Genomic DNA, 14993 nt, shown 5'->3' on the forward strand with positions numbered 1-14993 from the left:
TTCACCCAGCCAGAGGTTGGGCGCATCGAACGGCCCGGTCATGTATTGCGTGTAAAGGTACCAAGATGGAACAGAAAAAACGGATCTGGGTGGCGGTTGGCGTCATCGAGAATGAACGGGGCGATATCTTCATCGCTAGACGCTCCTCCGATCGCCATCAGGGGGATCGCTGGGAGTTTCCCGGCGGCAAGGTGGAGTCCGGTGAGGATCTGCTCACCGCGCTGGATCGGGAGCTGTGGGAAGAGATCGGCATCCGGGTATTGGATTGTGCCCCCTTCATGGAACTGCAGCACGACTACCCCGAGAAGCAGGTATTGCTGGATATCTGGAAGGTGACTCGTTTCAGCGGTGAGCCGTTCGGCAAAGAGGGGCAGGAGTGCCTGTGGGTGCCGGTGGCCGAGCTGCACAACTACCACTTCCCCGACGCCAATGGCCCGATTGTAGCGCGGCTACAGGGTCTGCTGGCTTGAGCCGGTAGTAATCAACCAACATGAAAAAAGGGCCAATCGGCCCTTTTTTCATATTGCGGAGGTAGGTGATCTGGGGCTTATAGCCACTGGTCACCCTCTTCCGGCTCCGGCAGCAGATCCGGGTTGATCTCCCCCGGGATCCGCTTCTCTTCATCGGCCCATTCGCCGAGATCGATCAGCTGGCAGCGCTTGCTGCAGAAGGGGCGGAACGGGCTCTGCGGGCCCCATTCCACTTCACTCTGACAGGTCGGACACTTTACCTTGGTGACCATAAGCCCTCCTTAGCAGCAGGCGAGCTGGAACGGCACGTCGCCAATCGGCTGTTCTGCGGTGGGCAGAAAGCGCAGGGCGAAGCGGTTCTTGTGGCCGCTCAGGGTTGGATAGCAGAACAGATTGCCCGGCAGCTTGATGCGGATCAGCTCGGCGCTCTCGGCGGTGTCCTGGAAGAAACCGTTGCTGGCAACCTGCTCACTGAAACTGCCTGATTCACGCCACAGGCGCAGCAGCAGGGTGATGGCATTCATCAGCAGGTTGATATCGCTCAGCCAGCCCTGCATCTGCTGGTGACGGGTGATGGCCGGGGTACCGAGCCAGTGGTGCAGCTGCGGCACATCGAAGGCACACAGGCCACCGGGGATGGAGAAACGCTGGCGGATGGAGCCGAGCAGACGATCCTCTTTCAGGCGGGCACCCGGGCGTGGCGAGTTGAGCAGGTTACGGGAGAGCTGACTGCTCTCTTGCTGCATCTGCTTGATCTGCTCCAGATCGACATCGGGCAGGCTGGCCCAGTGGCTCAGACGCTGGCCGAGACGCTCCAGATCCTTGATGAGGTCGGCGCGCAGGTCACCACGCTCCAGCAACTCCTGCAGATCGAACAGCCCCTTGAAGAAGGCGATATGTGCCCAGGATTGTTCACTCTCCAGATTGTCGCGGATCTGGGAAAACAGGGACTCCAGACGAAGATAGGTCCGGCTTTTTTCATTGAGGGGGAAATCGTAAATCATGCCTAATCCTGGCCAGCCATAAACCGGCCTAGTGTACTCACACTTGGCGGCCTTGTTGAGAGGCAATTGCCAGATATGTCTCGTGCAGCGCCAAAATCCGCGTTTTAATCGCCATTTCGCTGCCATTGTGGTTTTCGATGACATCATCCGCCGCAGCGAGACGTTCCGACCGGCTCGCCTGAGCGGCGATGATGGCCCGGGCCTGCTCGGCCGATACCCCATCCCGACGGCAGGTGCGCTCAATCTGGGTGGCTTCATCCACATCGATCACCAGTACCCGATTGGCGAGGCCGGTGAGTTTGTTCTCCACCAGCAGTGGCACCACCAGCAGGCAGTAAGGTGAGCGTGCCGCGGCACACTGGCGCTGCATTTCACTGCGAATCAGCGGATGGAGCAGGGCATTGAGCCACCCCTTGGCCTGTGGATCGCTGAAGACCCGCTCGCGCAGGGCACGACGGTCGAGTGGACCGCTCGGAGCAATCACATCAGGGCCAAAATGGTCGGCGATGGCGGCAAGGGCCGGGGTACCCGGCTCGACCACTTCGCGGGCGATCACATCGGCATCCACCACCTCGATACCCAGCGCGGCAAACTGATTGGCGATAGTGGTCTTGCCGCTGCCGATACCACCTGTGATAGCAACTACATACATGGGGGCCTCTTGCTCAAAGCAGGGTAGAGAGATACCAGCGGGTGATGGTATCGCCCCATAGCAGGGCGATCCAGCCCGCGATGGCGAGGTAGGGGCCGAAGGGGATGGGCTTGCCCTGATGATGTTTTTGCAAGGCGATCAGGCTGATGCCGATCACGGCACCGACCAGAGATGAGAGCAGCAGAATTATGGGCAGCGCCTGCCAACCGAGCCAGGCGCCCAGCGCCGCCAGCAGCTTGAAGTCGCCATAGCCCATCCCCTCCTTGCCAGTTAGCAGCTTGAAAGCCCAGTAGAGGCTCCAGAGCACCAGATAGCCCGCTATGGCACCGATCACCGCATCCGCCAGCGGCACGAAGCCGCCTGCCAGGTTGAACAGCAGCCCACCCCACAGCAGTGGCAGGGTGAGCTGGTCGGGCAGCAGCATCTTGTCGAGATCGATGAAGGTGAGGGCGACCAGCACCCAGGTCAGCAACAGGGCGGCCAGCGTCCCCCAGCCCGGCGTTATGACCATGGCAACGGCCACCGAGAGCAGGGCGGTCAGCAGCTCTACCAGCGGATAGCGGGCCGAGATGGGGGCCTGACAGTCGCGGCAACGCCCTTTGAGCCAGAGCCAGCTCAACAGCGGGATGTTCTCCAGCGCAGTGATGGCGTGGCCACAGTGAGGACATGCGGAGCGGGGGACCATCAGGTTGTAGCGCTCTGGCGCAGTGGCCTCCTCATCGGGGGAAAAGTAGCTGCGATACTCGGCCTGCCACTCCTGCTCCAGCATGATGGGCAGGCGGTGGATCACTACGTTGAGGAAGCTGCCGATCATCAGGGAGAAGAGAAAAACCAGCGAGAAGTATAGCCAGGGCAAGCTGTGAGCCAGCTCGAGAAGAAGTGTCATAACCAACCGTCAGTTATTGAATGAGGGGGAGGGCATGGTTGTGGTGCCATGCCCTGATAAATCAGCCTACCACGTCGCCAAGCTTGAAGATGGGCAGGTACATGGCGATAACCATGCCGCCGACCAGCACCCCGAGCACCACCATGATGAGGGGTTCTAGCAGGCTGGTGAGGCCATCGACCAGATCATCCACCTCCTGTTCGAAGATGGTGGCGACCTTGGAGAGCATATCATCGATGGCGCCGGACTCCTCACCGATCATCACCATCTGGATCACCATGTCGGGGAAGAGATCGACGGTGCGCATTGCCACGTTGATCTGCATACCGGCCACCACCTCATTGCGGATCGCCATGACGGCGGTGCGATAGACATAGTTGCCGGAGGCTCCGGCCGCCGAGATGAGTGCATCCACTAGCGGGATACCGGCGGAGAAGGTGGTCGACAGGGTGCGGGCAAAGCGGGCCATCGCCGCCTTGTGCAGGATCATTCCGACCACCGGAATGGTGAGGACGAACTTGTCGGTATTGTCTTTCACCTTCTGGGAGGCCCGCCAGGCCCGCACGTAAAGGAAGATGCCAAGGGCCGTGCCACCAAAGAAGACATACCACCAGTTCTGCATAAAGCGGGAGATGCCGATAACAAACTGGGTGAACACCGGCAGCTCGGCACCAAAGCTCTTGAAGATATCCTCGAACTGCGGAATGACGAACAGCAGCAGGATGGAGGTCACCACGATAGCGACCAGAATGACCATGGTGGGGTAGAACATCGCCTTCTTGATCTTCGACTTGAGCGCTTCCGACTTTTCCCGATAGGTGGCGATACGGTCGTAGATGGTTTCCAGCGCACCGGATTGCTCACCGGCTTCCACCAGATCGCAGTAGAGATCATCGAAATAGAGAGGATGGCGACGCAGCGCCTCCGACATGGGGGTACCAGTCTCCACATCGGCGGCAATCTGCCCCATCAGCTCGCGCATCGAGGCTTTCTCGTGACTGCGGGCGATGATCTGCAGGCTCTGCACCAGTGGTACGCCGGCGGAGAGCATGGTGGTGATCTGGCGTGAGACGATGGCGATATCCATCGGCTTGATCTTGGCGCCGCCCTTGGAGAAGAGCCCCTGGGATTTCTTGGCTACCTTGGTGACGTTGACCCCCTGCTTGCGCAGTTCGGTCTTGACGGTGTTGATGCTGTCGGCCTGCAGCTCGCCGGAGACCTTCTGCCCCTTGCGGTTTACCCCGTGCCAGCGGAAGGCGAAGACTTTCTTGGGGGCATTGTTCTTTTTCGTTAGGGTTGCCATCTTTGCATCCTGCAATGGGGTTGGTTGTCAGAGTCGGGCTCTGCACGTCACCAACCTGGTCAAGGTGCCCGACTGGCTTGATGCCTGCGGGGTACTGATAGGGTGGGTGGTACCTTCTTGGCGCCATCCCAGTCACTTTAATGCCTGATTATTCTGTCGCTCGGGTTACCATCCATACCGAGTTTGTGGGCGAATGATGCGTTCTGCCAACCAAACCGGCGGGTCGTTCCGCTACGCGGATCAGTTGGTTGTGACCCGGTTGACCTCGGCCAGACTGGTGACCCCGAGCCGGGCTTTCTCCAGTCCTGAGGTACGAAGGGTTCGCATCCCCTCTTTCTGCGCGATAGCGGCGATTTGCAGGGAGTTTGCGCCCTGCATGATCAATTTGGCGATGTTCTCCGACATCAACATGATTTCGTAGATGCCGACCCGTCCCTTGTAGCCGCCAGAACACTCCTTGCAGCCGACCGGTTTGAACAGTCGCAGCCCGGCCGCCAGTTGCTGCGGCGTAAAGCCCAGCTCCAGCAGTTCGGCTTCCGGCACCACTTCCGGCGCTTTGCAGTGGTCGCACAGTTTACGGGCCAACCGCTGGGCCATGATCAGGGTCACCGAGGAGGCGATGTTGAAGGCCGGAACCCCCATGTTCATCATCCGGGTCAGGGTCTCGGCGGCGGAGTTGGTATGCAGGGTGGATAGCACCAGGTGGCCGGTCTGTGCCGCCTTGATGGCGATTTCGGCGGTTTCGAGATCGCGAATTTCACCCACCATCACCACATCCGGGTCTTGCCGCAAAAAGGAGCGCAGGGCACTGGCGAAGGTGAGCCCCGCCTTGGGGTTGACCTGCACCTGGTTGACGCCGGGCAGGTTGATCTCCACCGGATCTTCGGCGGTAGAGATATTTACCTCGGTGGTGTTGAGAATATTGAGGCCGGTATAGAGCGAGACCGTCTTGCCCGAGCCGGTGGGGCCGGTCACCAGGATCATCCCCTGTGGCTTGGAGAGGGCGCGCAGGTACTGCGCCTTCTGCCGGTCATCAAAGCCGAGTTGCTCGATATTAAGGCGTGCCGCCGAGGAGTCGAGCAGACGGATAACAATCTTCTCCCCCCACATGGTGGGCAGGGTATTAACCCGCATATCCATCGACTTGTTGCGCGACAGCTTCAGCTTGATGCGGCCATCCTGTGGCAGCCGCCGCTCGGCAATATCGAGCCGCGCCATGACCTTGAGGCGGGCGGAGAAGCGGTTGGAGAGGTTGACCGGCGGCGTAGCGATTTCATGCAGAATGCCGTCGATGCGAAAGCGGACCCGATACTTGAACTCATAGGGCTCGAAGTGCAGGTCGGAGGCACCGCGCTTGATGGCGTCCATCAGGATCTTGTTGATGTACTTGACGATGGGAGCATCGTCATCGGCGGTATTGACGCTTTCGTCCAGCCGACTGTTTTCGTCGGATACCTCGAGATCCGAAATCTCGGATTCGTCGATATCCTCCATGCCGAGGGCGTCGTTTTCGCTCTCCAGCAGCTTGCCGATGGCGGCGGTGAGCTTGTTCTCCTCCACCAGCAGGGCTTCAGTATGAAGACCGAAGCTGAAGCCGAAGTCCTCCAACGCCGAGACATTGGTCGGATCCGACATGGCGATATAGAGGGTGTGGCCCTGGGTGTAGATGGGCAGGACGTGGTGTTTCTCAATCAGCTTCTGATTGAGGTACTTCTGCGGGATCTCGGCCAAATCAAAGGCGGCAAGATCCAGCAGAGGTACCCCATACTCCAGCTCGCAAAAATCGGCGAGCGCCTTGCTGTCGAGGATCTCGTTCTCTATCAGAAATGTCACAAAGGGTTTGCGCTGGGCCTTGGCCTGGCTCAGATAGCGCTGGGAGTCCTCTTCACTGATCAGTGAAGAGGCGGCCAGGCTTAACGCCAGGCCGCTATTAGGGCTAGAGGTCATGCTATAGCTTTAGCAGAGGCCACTCGTTTTGCAGGCCCCAGATGCTGCCCATGTTACTTTGCCATCAGTTTCAACACTCGGTGTTAAGATATATGTCATGCCAGTACCAAAAGTAGCTTCTTTACCGGTTGCGGTTATAGCGTTGGTTGTATCACTTACCTCAACACTTTTAACCTCTCCTGTCCCAGCTGTAAGATTGGAGGGTACACCATTGGACCCCGCATCACAGGTGCTTAGTGCTCCCGAGGCTGCACCTGTTGTTTGCGCACAAATTTCAATTGCAGTTTTATAAGCTCCAGTAGCCGCCACTACTTCAGTAAACTTAGCTTTTTTGGTGTAGGTCTGGTACGCCGGCAGTGCTACTGCCGCCAGAATGGCCACGATCGCGACCACGATCATCAGTTCAATAAGGGTAAAACCCGATTGTTTCTTCATTTCGCTCTTCATGGAAAATATCCTTTTATCCTTGGTTCCTGGGAAGTGTCGGTGGAAAATCATCCGCACGTCAGTATCTTATCCGAGCTGTCAGGGGTGGCAACAGAGATTGCTGCCTTTGTTAACTACTTTCATGTCATTTACCAAAAACTTGATGCGAGTCATAAAATAAGTGGCTTCTTATGACTCTTTGTTACGGGTGAAAGCGGGTCCGTCATCACACTCCTTTGCTGAGGGATTCTGCATAAAGAAAAGGCGCCTATGGCGCCTTTTGCAAGTCGTTTATCCGGTTAGGTCGAGTATTTGCTCAGGCCTGCGGGGTGAATCTCACTGCTGGATAAAGCGCATGGAGAGATCGAGCGCCCGTACATGCTTGGTCAGCGCCCCGACAGAGATAAAATCGACACCGGTGGCGGCAAACTCGGCCAGAGTATCCAGCGTCACATTGCCGGAAACTTCGAGCTTGGCGCGGCCCTGATTGATGGCGACCGCTTCCCGCATCATGGCAACATCGAAGTTGTCCAGCATCACGATATCGGCGTTGGCCGCCAGCGCCTGCTCCAGTTCTGCCAGCGATTCCACTTCCACCTCCACCGGTTTGCCCGGATTGAGATGACGAGCCTCATTAATCGCCTCGGCAATGCTGCCGCAGGCGAGGATGTGGTTTTCTTTGATGAGATAGGCGTCGTAGAGACCGATGCGGTGATTCTTGCCGCCGCCGCAGGTGACTGCGTACTTCTGGGCGGTACGCAGCCCCGGTATGGTCTTGCGGGTGTCGAGCAGGCGGCAGTCAGTGCCCTCCAGCTCTGCCACATAGCGGGCGGTGAGGGTGGCGACGCCTGAGAGGGTCTGGACAAAGTTCAGCGCATTGCGCTCGCCGGTCAGCAGTAGGCGGGCAGGGCCATGGAGGCGGAACAGCTCCTGATTGGGGGAGAGCACTTCCCCATCCTGCACCAGCCACTCCACCTTCACTTCGCCACCGAGCTGGGCCTTCAGTTGCAGGAAGACTTCATCCACCCAGGGCTGGCCGCAGAATACTCCTGCTTCACGGGTGATGACCCGGGCGCTGGCCATCCGGTCGGCCGGGATCAGCTGTGCGGTGATATCGGCGCTGGCGTCCGGTTGGTCCAGCGTGGTGAGGGCATTGCCCAGATCTTCGAGTAGTGCGGCGCGCACGGCGCGGCTGACATCCTGTTGAAACATGCCTTATTCCTGCAAGGGTCTGAGCAGCAGTTGCCGCTCCTTTTGAACCAGCTCCAGCCGACCGAGGGCGTTCATGCCAACCAGCACTTCGTCACCGTCTGCCGCCGGATTGATAAAGATGGCCAGATCGTACAAGGTCAATGGCCCCATCGCCAGCGTTTCGATGGTGCCGTTGCCAACCCGGATCTGCCCTGCGGCGGTATTGACCTGGCTGCTGCCATAAGCGGTCAGGCCGAGCCGCTCGGCAACCTGCTGCGGGATGGTGATACGGGTGGCGCCGGTATCGAGCAGCAGTTGCACCGGCTGGCCGTTGATGGCACCCTCCAGACGATAGTGGCCGCTCTGGTCGGCCCGCAGCAGCAGCTCGCCGCTGGCGGTGACGCTTGGTTGGTTGCGGGAGTGAAAATAGAGGGTCAGCAGGCCCATCAAAGAGAGCCAGGCCAGTAACCACATCCAGCGTGCCGTGTGCTGCATACCCCATCCATATCGAGCGGAAGATGACTCAGCCTAACATACCATTTCCCGTTGATTCAGTGAGTTGGTGTCGGGTTGCCTATCAGGTATCTTCGTTTTCTCGCCATTTAGCAGCCAACTCGAGTAGCCGATGACTCAACTCCCTTCGCAACCTTGTTTCTCTATCGATGCCGCTGGCTGGTGCCAGCAGGCGCGCCGTGTGCCTTCTCCCCATCACAACGAGCGGGCCGCACCGGAAGATATCTCCCTGCTGGTGGTGCATGGCATCAGCCTGCCACCGGGGGAGTTTGGTGGCCCCTTTATTGACGATCTTTTTATGGGGCGGCTCGACCCCGATGCCCATCCCTATTTTGCCGGTATCCATCAGTTGCGGGTTTCGGCCCATTGCTTGATCCGCCGTGATGGCGAGTTGGTGCAGTATGTGCCGTTCGGCGCACGCGCCTGGCATGCTGGTATCTCGAGCTGGCAGGGGAGAGAGGCATGCAATGACTTCTCCATCGGCATCGAGCTGGAAGGGACCGACGAGACCCCCTACACCGAGGCTCAATATCGGGCATTGGCAGGGCTCACTCGAGCCATTTCAGAACGCTATCCGGCGATTACCCGCGAAAAAATTGTCGGTCATTGCGACATAGCTCCAGGGCGCAAGACGGATCCCGGAGCCAGTTTCCAGTGGGATTACTACCGGCAACTACTAAACAGCTAAAGTAAATAATCAAATTTAGTTTGGATTTTAAAATCAATGGCTTGCCGATCTGGCAGGCCATTTTTGTCTCTGGTTGCGCAAATGTTATTTGTGAGCGAGGTCAAGAATATTGGTCAGACCATTTTCTATGAGCTAAATCATGTTTCCCCTGCTTTACCCCTTAAGTGGTGGGGTTGATTCTTGACTCAGATCATCTTTTGAGTGGACTTTTCAAAAGGCCTCTGCTAATTTTCGCCCCATCCATAAAATTGGTAATACCAATTTAACAAAGTAGCCTCATGCCCTATCGCAAGATTACGCAACCCAAGTTGGCCGACTCCATTGTCGCCGAGCTGGAACAGATGATTCTGGAAGGCAGCCTGCAGCCGGGGCAGAAATTGCCTCCCGAGCGGGAACTCGCCATCCAGTTTCAGGTATCGCGCCCCTCCTTGCGCGAAGCCATCCAGCGACTGGAAGCGCGCGGATTGCTTTATCGCCGTCAGGGCGGCGGCACTTATGTGCAGAATGCCCTGAGCAAGGGGATCGCCGATCCTCTGTTCGAACTGCTCAGTACACACCCGGAAGCCCAGTATGACCTGCTGGAGTTTCGCCACGCGCTGGAAGGCATCTGTGCCTACTACGCGGCCTTGCGGGGAACCGGGTCTGATTTCGAGCGCATTCGTCAGGTGCAAACCACCATCGAAGAGGCGGGCCAGCTGGGCTCGCTGGTGGCCGAATCGGCAGCCGTGACCCAGTTCTATCTGGCGGTGGCCGAGGCGTCCCACAACGTGGTGCTGCTGCACCTGCTGCGGGCCATGAGCCCGATGCTCGAACAGAACATTCTGCAGAATAACGAGATTTTGAATCGCCGCCCGGGAGTGGTAGCCAAGATACGTCGCCATCGCGCGAATCTGATCGAGGCTATTCTTTCGGGGGCTCCGGAGCGGGCCAGAACAGCTTGTCATGAGCATCTGGCCTTTATCGAGGACACCTTGTTGGATATGCAGAGGGAAGACAGCCGGATCCAGCGATCCATGCGTCGGATCCGTCAGCAGGAAAACTAATCCCACAAGGCTTTATTGTCGAATGCTTGCGCCCTTCGCCGTGCAATGCCGTGCAATCACAACAACATAGGAACCAGCCATGTCTGATATCCTGAAGAACGATGTGGACCCGATAGAAACGCTGGAGTGGCTTGCCTCTCTGGAATCCCTGCTGCGTGAAGAGGGTCCGCAACGCGCTCAGTTCATCCTTGAACAGTTGGCCGAGAAAGCCCGCGTAAGCGGTGTGGACGTGGCTGCCAAGGCAAATCGCGATTACATCAACACCATCCCGTCCAGCGACGAGCCGGACTACCCGGGTGACCTGGAGATGGAACGCCGCATTCGCGCCATCATCCGCTGGAACGCCATGATGATCGTGCTGCGCGCGTCCAAGAAAGACCTGGACCTGGGTGGTCACATGTCTTCCTTCGCTTCTTCTGCGACCATCTATGATGTCTGCTTCAACCACTTCTTCCGTGCTCGCAACGAGAAGGATGGTGGCGATCTGGTTTACTTCCAGGGTCACATCTCCCCGGGCATCTATGCTCGCGCCTTTGCTGAAGGTCGTCTGACCGAAGAGCAGCTGGACAACTTCCGTCAGGAAGTGGACGGCAAGGGTATCCCTTCCTATCCGCACCCGAAACTGATGCCGGACTTCTGGCAGTTCCCGACCGTATCCATGGGTCTGGGCCCTATCGCCGCCATCTATCAGGCTCGCTTCCTGAAGTACCTGACCGACCGTGGTATCAAGGATTGCTCCGAGCAGACCGTTTACGCCTTCCTGGGTGACGGTGAGATGGACGAGCCGGAAGCCAAGGGTGCCCTGACCGTTGCCGTGCGTGAAAAGCTCGACAACCTGGTGTTCGTGGTCAACTGCAACCTGCAGCGTCTGGATGGTCCGGTTGTCGGTAACGGCAAGGTCATCAACGAGCTGGAAGGCCTGTTTGCTGGCGCCGGTTGGGATGTCACCAAGGTTATCTGGGGCCGCAAGTGGGATGAGCTGCTGAAGAAAGACACTTCCGGCAAGCTGATCCAGTTGATGAACGAGACCGTGGACGGTGACTACCAGACCATGAAGTCCCGCGACGGTGGCTACATCCGCGAGCACTTCTTCAACCGTTATCCGGAAACTGCCGCGCTGGTCAAAGATATGACCGACGAGGAGATCTTCGCCCTGAACCGCGGTGGTCACGATCCTCGCAAACTGTTCGCTGCATTCAACAAGGCGACCCAGACCAAGGGCAAGCCGACCGTTATTCTGGCCAAGACCATCAAGGGTTACGGCATGGGTGAAGCGGCCGAAGGCAAGAACATCGCTCACCAGGTCAAGAAGATGGAGCTGGACTCCGTGCGTCACCTGCGTGACCGCTTCAACCTGCCGGTGGCCGACGAGCAGCTGGCCGATCTGCCTTACCTGAAGATCGAAGCCGGTTCTGCCGAGCACAAATACCTGCACGACCGTCGCACTGCCCTGAAAGGCTATGTGCCGACCCGTCTGCGTGAAAGCACCACCAAGCTGGAAATCCCGGCGCTGGATGCCTTCGGTCCGCTGCTGGGTGAGCAGGCGCGCGAAATCTCCACCACCATGGCGTTCGTGCGTTCCCTGAACGTGATGCTGAAAGACAAGTCCATCGGCAAGCGCATCGTTCCGATCCTGGCTGACGAAGCCCGTACCTTCGGTATGGAAGGTCTGTTCCGCCAGATCGGTATCTACAGCCCGCACGGTCAGCAGTACACCCCGCAAGACCGCGACATCGTCTCCTACTACAAGGAAGACAAGCAGGGTCAGGTTCTGCAAGACGGTATCAACGAGCTGGGCGCCATGTCCTCCTGGCTGGCTGCTGCGACCTCTTACAGCACCAACGATTGCCCGATGATCCCGTTCTACATCTACTACTCCATGTTCGGCTTCCAGCGGATCGGCGACATGGCGTGGGCAGCCGGTGACCAGCAAGCCCGTGGCTTCCTGCTGGGTGCAACCTCCGGTCGTACTACCCTGAACGGCGAAGGTCTGCAGCACGAAGATGGTCACAGCCACATCCTGGCGAACACCATCCCGAACTGCATCTCCTACGACCCGTCCTACGCCTATGAAGTGGCGGTGATCGTACAGGATGGCCTGCGCCGCATGTACGGTGAGAACCCGGAGAACGTGTTCTACTACATCACCACCCTGAACGAGAACTATGCCATGCCGGCCATGCCGGAAGGCGCCGAGGAAGGCATCCGCAAGGGTATCTACAAGCTGGAATCCGTCGCCGGTGCCAAGGCGAAAGTTCAGCTGCTGGGTTGTGGTTCCATCCTGGGTCACGTGCGCAAGGCTGCCCAGATCCTGGCCAGCGAGTACGGCATCGGTTCCGATGTGTTCAGCGTCACCTCCTTCAACGAGCTGGCTCGTGACGGTCAGGACGCGGATCGCTGGAACATGCTGCACCCGACCTCTGAAGCGCGTGTTCCCTACATCGCTCAGGTACTGGGTTCCGAAGCCACCATCGCTGCGACCGACTACATGAAGTCCTTCGCCGATCAGGTTCGCGCCTTCGTTCCGACCGAGAACTACCGCGTGCTGGGTACCGACGGCTACGGCCGTTCCGACAGCCGTGCCAACCTGCGTCGTCACTTCGAAGTGAACGAGTTCTACGTGGTGGTTGCTGCTCTGACCGAACTGGCCAAGCGCGGCGAGGTAGACAAGCAGGTTGTGGCCGACGCCATCGCCAAGTACGGCATCGATGCCGACAAGGTCAACCCGCTGTACGCGTAAGTGGATCAAGGGTCGCGCCAACATTCGGCGCGACCCTGCCAGGATTTAAAACGGTTAACGCGAGATGTGCGTGGCGGCATCAACCAGTCACGCGGATCGACGCAAGAGGATAAAGCACAATGTCCAAACAGATTATGGTGCCGGATATCGGCGCCGATGAAGTTGAAGTCACCGAGATCATGGTGGCCGTGGGTGACAAGGTCGAGCTGGACCAGTCCATCATCGCGGTAGAAGGCGACAAGGCCTCCATGGAAGTACCGGCTCCGTCCGCCGGTATCGTCAAAGAGATCCTGATCAAGGTGGGCGACAAGGTTGCCACCGGTTCCCAGATCATGATCTTCGAAGCCGAAGGCGCTGCCGCCCCTGCTGAAGTGGCTGCACCGGTTGCTGCTGCTCCGGCCGCCGCACCTGCCGCTGCCGTGCGCAAAGATGTGCACGTACCGGACATCGGTGACGACGAAGTGGACGTGACTGAAATCATGGTTGCCGTGGGCGACATGGTAGAAGCTGACCAGTCCATCATTGCCGTGGAAGGTGACAAGGCCTCCATGGAAGTACCGGCACCGTTCGCAGGCCGCGTAGTCGAGATCAAGGTTGCCGCTGGTGCCAAGGTCTCTACCGGTTCTCTGGTGATGGTATTTGAAGTGGCTGGCGCTGCGCCTGCTGCCGTTGCTGCTCCGGCTCAAGCTGTCGCGCCCGTGGCTGCGGCCCCGGTTGCCGCCGCTGCCAAAGAGGTCAACGTACCGGATATCGGTGGCGACGAAGTGGAAGTCACCGAGATCATGGTTGCCGTGGGTGACAAGGTTGAAGCCGACCAGTCCCTGATCGCCGTGGAAGGTGACAAGGCCTCCATGGAAGTGCCTGCGCCGTTCGCCGGTGTGGTCAAAGAGATCAAGGTGAAGGCGGGTGACAAGGTATCCACCGGTTCCCTGATCATGGTATTCGAAGTGGCTGGCGCTGCTCCTGCTGCCGCGCCGGTTGCTCAAGCTGCCGCTCCGGTCGCTGCAGCCCCTGTTGCCGCTGCTCCGGCACCGGTTGCCCAGGCTGCTGCTGCGACCGATTTCGTTGCCAACGACGCCTACGTGCACGCTTCTCCGGCGGTACGCCGTCTGGCGCGCGAGTTCGGCGTCAACCTGGCCAAGGTGAAAGCCTCCGGTCGCAAGGGCCGCATCGTCAAAGAAGACGTGCAAGCCTACGTGAAGGATGCCATCAAGCGTGCCGAGTCCGCTCCTGCCTCTGCCGGCGTAGCCGGTGGTAACGGTCTGGGCGTACTGCCGTGGCCGAAAGTAGACTTCAGCAAGTTCGGTGATGTGGAAGAGGTCGAGCTGACCCGCATCCAGAAGATCTCCGGTCCGAACCTGCACCGTAACTGGGTCATGATCCCTCATGTCACCCAGTTCGACGAAGCCGATACCACCGAGCTGGAAGCGTTCCGTAAAGAGCAGAATGCGATGCTCGAGAAGCAGAAGGCAGACGTGAAGATCACCCCGCTGGTGTTCATCCTGAAAGCCGCCGCCAAGGCGCTGGAAGCTCACCCGCGCTTCTGCAGCTCCCTGTCCGAAGATGGCAGCAAGCTGATCATGAAGAAGTACATCCACATCGGTGTGGCGGTAGATACCCCCAACGGTCTGGTTGTGCCCGTGGTGCGCGATGTTAACAAGAAGGGCATCATGGAGCTCTCTCGCGATCTGGCCGAGATCTCCAAGAAGGCCCGTGCCGGCAAGCTGACCGCTGCCGACATGCAGGGCGGTTGCTTCACCATCTCCAGCCTGGGTGGCATCGGCGGTACCAGCTTTACCCCGATCGTCAACGCGCCGGAAGTGGCCATCCTCGGTGTTTCCAAGTCCGAGATGAAGCCGAAGTGGAACGGCAAAGAGTTCGCGCCGCGCCTGATGCTGCCGCTGGCTCTGAGCTACGACCACCGCGTGATCGATGGTGCCGATGGGGCTCGCTTCATCACCACCATGAACGGCGTGCTGTCCGACATTCGTCGACTGGTCCTGTAAGTGAGAGGGCGGGCCCAGAGCCTGCCCTTTTTACTTCTCATTTCATTAACATGATCGTAAACTTGCCCCGTTTTTTTCACGGCTGCAGCCACCCGTTTCGGTATAAGACTGCGCTGTCCGGGGA

General features: G+C 58.7%; 14 protein-coding genes. 5 read left to right on the plus strand and 9 right to left on the minus strand.

Translation table 11 applies throughout. The features are described from left to right. Positions 1 to 65 precede the first annotated feature (65 nt). Entirely contained in the window at positions 66 to 470 is a 405-nt protein-coding gene (mutT, locus tag AB5Y84_RS00525) for an 8-oxo-dGTP diphosphatase MutT (RefSeq protein WP_019444787.1), read from the plus strand. Between the two features lie 77 nt (positions 471 to 547). Here the strand turns inward: mutT and yacG are convergent, their stop codons facing one another. From yacG to AB5Y84_RS00570, 9 genes are all read right to left on the minus strand, one after another. Then, positions 548 to 742: a DNA gyrase inhibitor YacG gene (yacG, locus tag AB5Y84_RS00530; protein ID WP_005336142.1), complete on the minus strand. Its 195-nt coding sequence runs from the start codon at positions 740 to 742 to the stop codon at positions 548 to 550. 9 nt (positions 743 to 751) lie between these two features. Continuing rightward, on the minus strand, positions 752 to 1474 hold the full coding sequence (gene zapD, locus AB5Y84_RS00535) for a cell division protein ZapD (RefSeq protein WP_201296125.1): 723 nt from the start codon (positions 1472 to 1474) through the stop codon (positions 752 to 754). 37 nt (positions 1475 to 1511) lie between these two features. Further along, positions 1512 to 2126 carry a dephospho-CoA kinase gene (gene coaE / locus AB5Y84_RS00540; protein ID WP_368176162.1) on the minus strand — a complete coding sequence of 205 codons (615 nt, stop codon included), beginning with the start codon at positions 2124 to 2126 and terminating at the stop codon, positions 1512 to 1514. 13 nt (positions 2127 to 2139) lie between these two features. After that, entirely contained in the window at positions 2140 to 3012 is an 873-nt protein-coding gene (locus AB5Y84_RS00545; protein WP_368176163.1) for an A24 family peptidase, read from the minus strand. A gap of 61 nt (positions 3013 to 3073) precedes the next feature. Beyond that, positions 3074 to 4315, minus strand: a complete 1242-nt coding sequence (locus tag AB5Y84_RS00550; protein ID WP_005336136.1) for a type II secretion system F family protein — start codon at positions 4313 to 4315, stop codon at positions 3074 to 3076. 240 nt (positions 4316 to 4555) lie between these two features. Continuing rightward, positions 4556 to 6262, minus strand: coding sequence for a PilB family type IVa pilus assembly ATPase TapB (gene tapB, locus AB5Y84_RS00555; protein ID WP_005336134.1), 1707 nt, complete (start codon positions 6260 to 6262; stop codon positions 4556 to 4558). A 9-nt stretch (positions 6263 to 6271) separates the two neighbouring features. Further along, the gene (gene tapA, locus AB5Y84_RS00560; RefSeq protein ID WP_082182205.1) at positions 6272 to 6697 is read right to left on the minus strand and encodes a type IVa pilus major pilin TapA; all 426 of its coding nucleotides are present in this window, start codon (positions 6695 to 6697) and stop codon (positions 6272 to 6274) included. A gap of 327 nt (positions 6698 to 7024) precedes the next feature. Continuing rightward, on the minus strand, positions 7025 to 7900 hold the full coding sequence (nadC, locus tag AB5Y84_RS00565; protein ID WP_368176164.1) for a carboxylating nicotinate-nucleotide diphosphorylase: 876 nt from the start codon (positions 7898 to 7900) through the stop codon (positions 7025 to 7027). A gap of 3 nt (positions 7901 to 7903) precedes the next feature. After that, entirely contained in the window at positions 7904 to 8374 is a 471-nt protein-coding gene (locus AB5Y84_RS00570; protein WP_005336129.1) for a TIGR02281 family clan AA aspartic protease, read from the minus strand. A gap of 130 nt (positions 8375 to 8504) precedes the next feature. On the opposite strand from AB5Y84_RS00570, the gene ampD reads away from it, so the two are divergent. The 4 genes from ampD to aceF all read left to right on the plus strand — a co-directional run bounded on the left by ampD (position 8505) and on the right by aceF (position 14869). Next, positions 8505 to 9080 (plus strand): 1,6-anhydro-N-acetylmuramyl-L-alanine amidase AmpD, encoded by a 576-nt coding sequence (ampD, locus tag AB5Y84_RS00575; RefSeq protein WP_236268701.1) that lies wholly within the window; start codon positions 8505 to 8507, stop codon positions 9078 to 9080. A gap of 278 nt (positions 9081 to 9358) precedes the next feature. Further along, entirely contained in the window at positions 9359 to 10123 is a 765-nt protein-coding gene (pdhR, locus tag AB5Y84_RS00580; RefSeq protein ID WP_005336127.1) for a pyruvate dehydrogenase complex transcriptional repressor PdhR, read from the plus strand. A 79-nt stretch (positions 10124 to 10202) separates the two neighbouring features. Next, positions 10203 to 12863 carry a pyruvate dehydrogenase (acetyl-transferring), homodimeric type gene (aceE, locus tag AB5Y84_RS00585; protein ID WP_040068936.1) on the plus strand — a complete coding sequence of 887 codons (2661 nt, stop codon included), beginning with the start codon at positions 10203 to 10205 and terminating at the stop codon, positions 12861 to 12863. Between the two features lie 119 nt (positions 12864 to 12982). Next, the gene (aceF, locus tag AB5Y84_RS00590; protein WP_368176165.1) at positions 12983 to 14869 is read left to right on the plus strand and encodes a pyruvate dehydrogenase complex dihydrolipoyllysine-residue acetyltransferase; all 1887 of its coding nucleotides are present in this window, start codon (positions 12983 to 12985) and stop codon (positions 14867 to 14869) included. Positions 14870 to 14993 lie beyond the last annotated feature (124 nt).

It is taken from the genome of Aeromonas sp. s11, assembly GCF_040907945.1.
GTDB classification, from domain to species: domain Bacteria; phylum Pseudomonadota; class Gammaproteobacteria; order Enterobacterales; family Aeromonadaceae; genus Aeromonas; species Aeromonas veronii.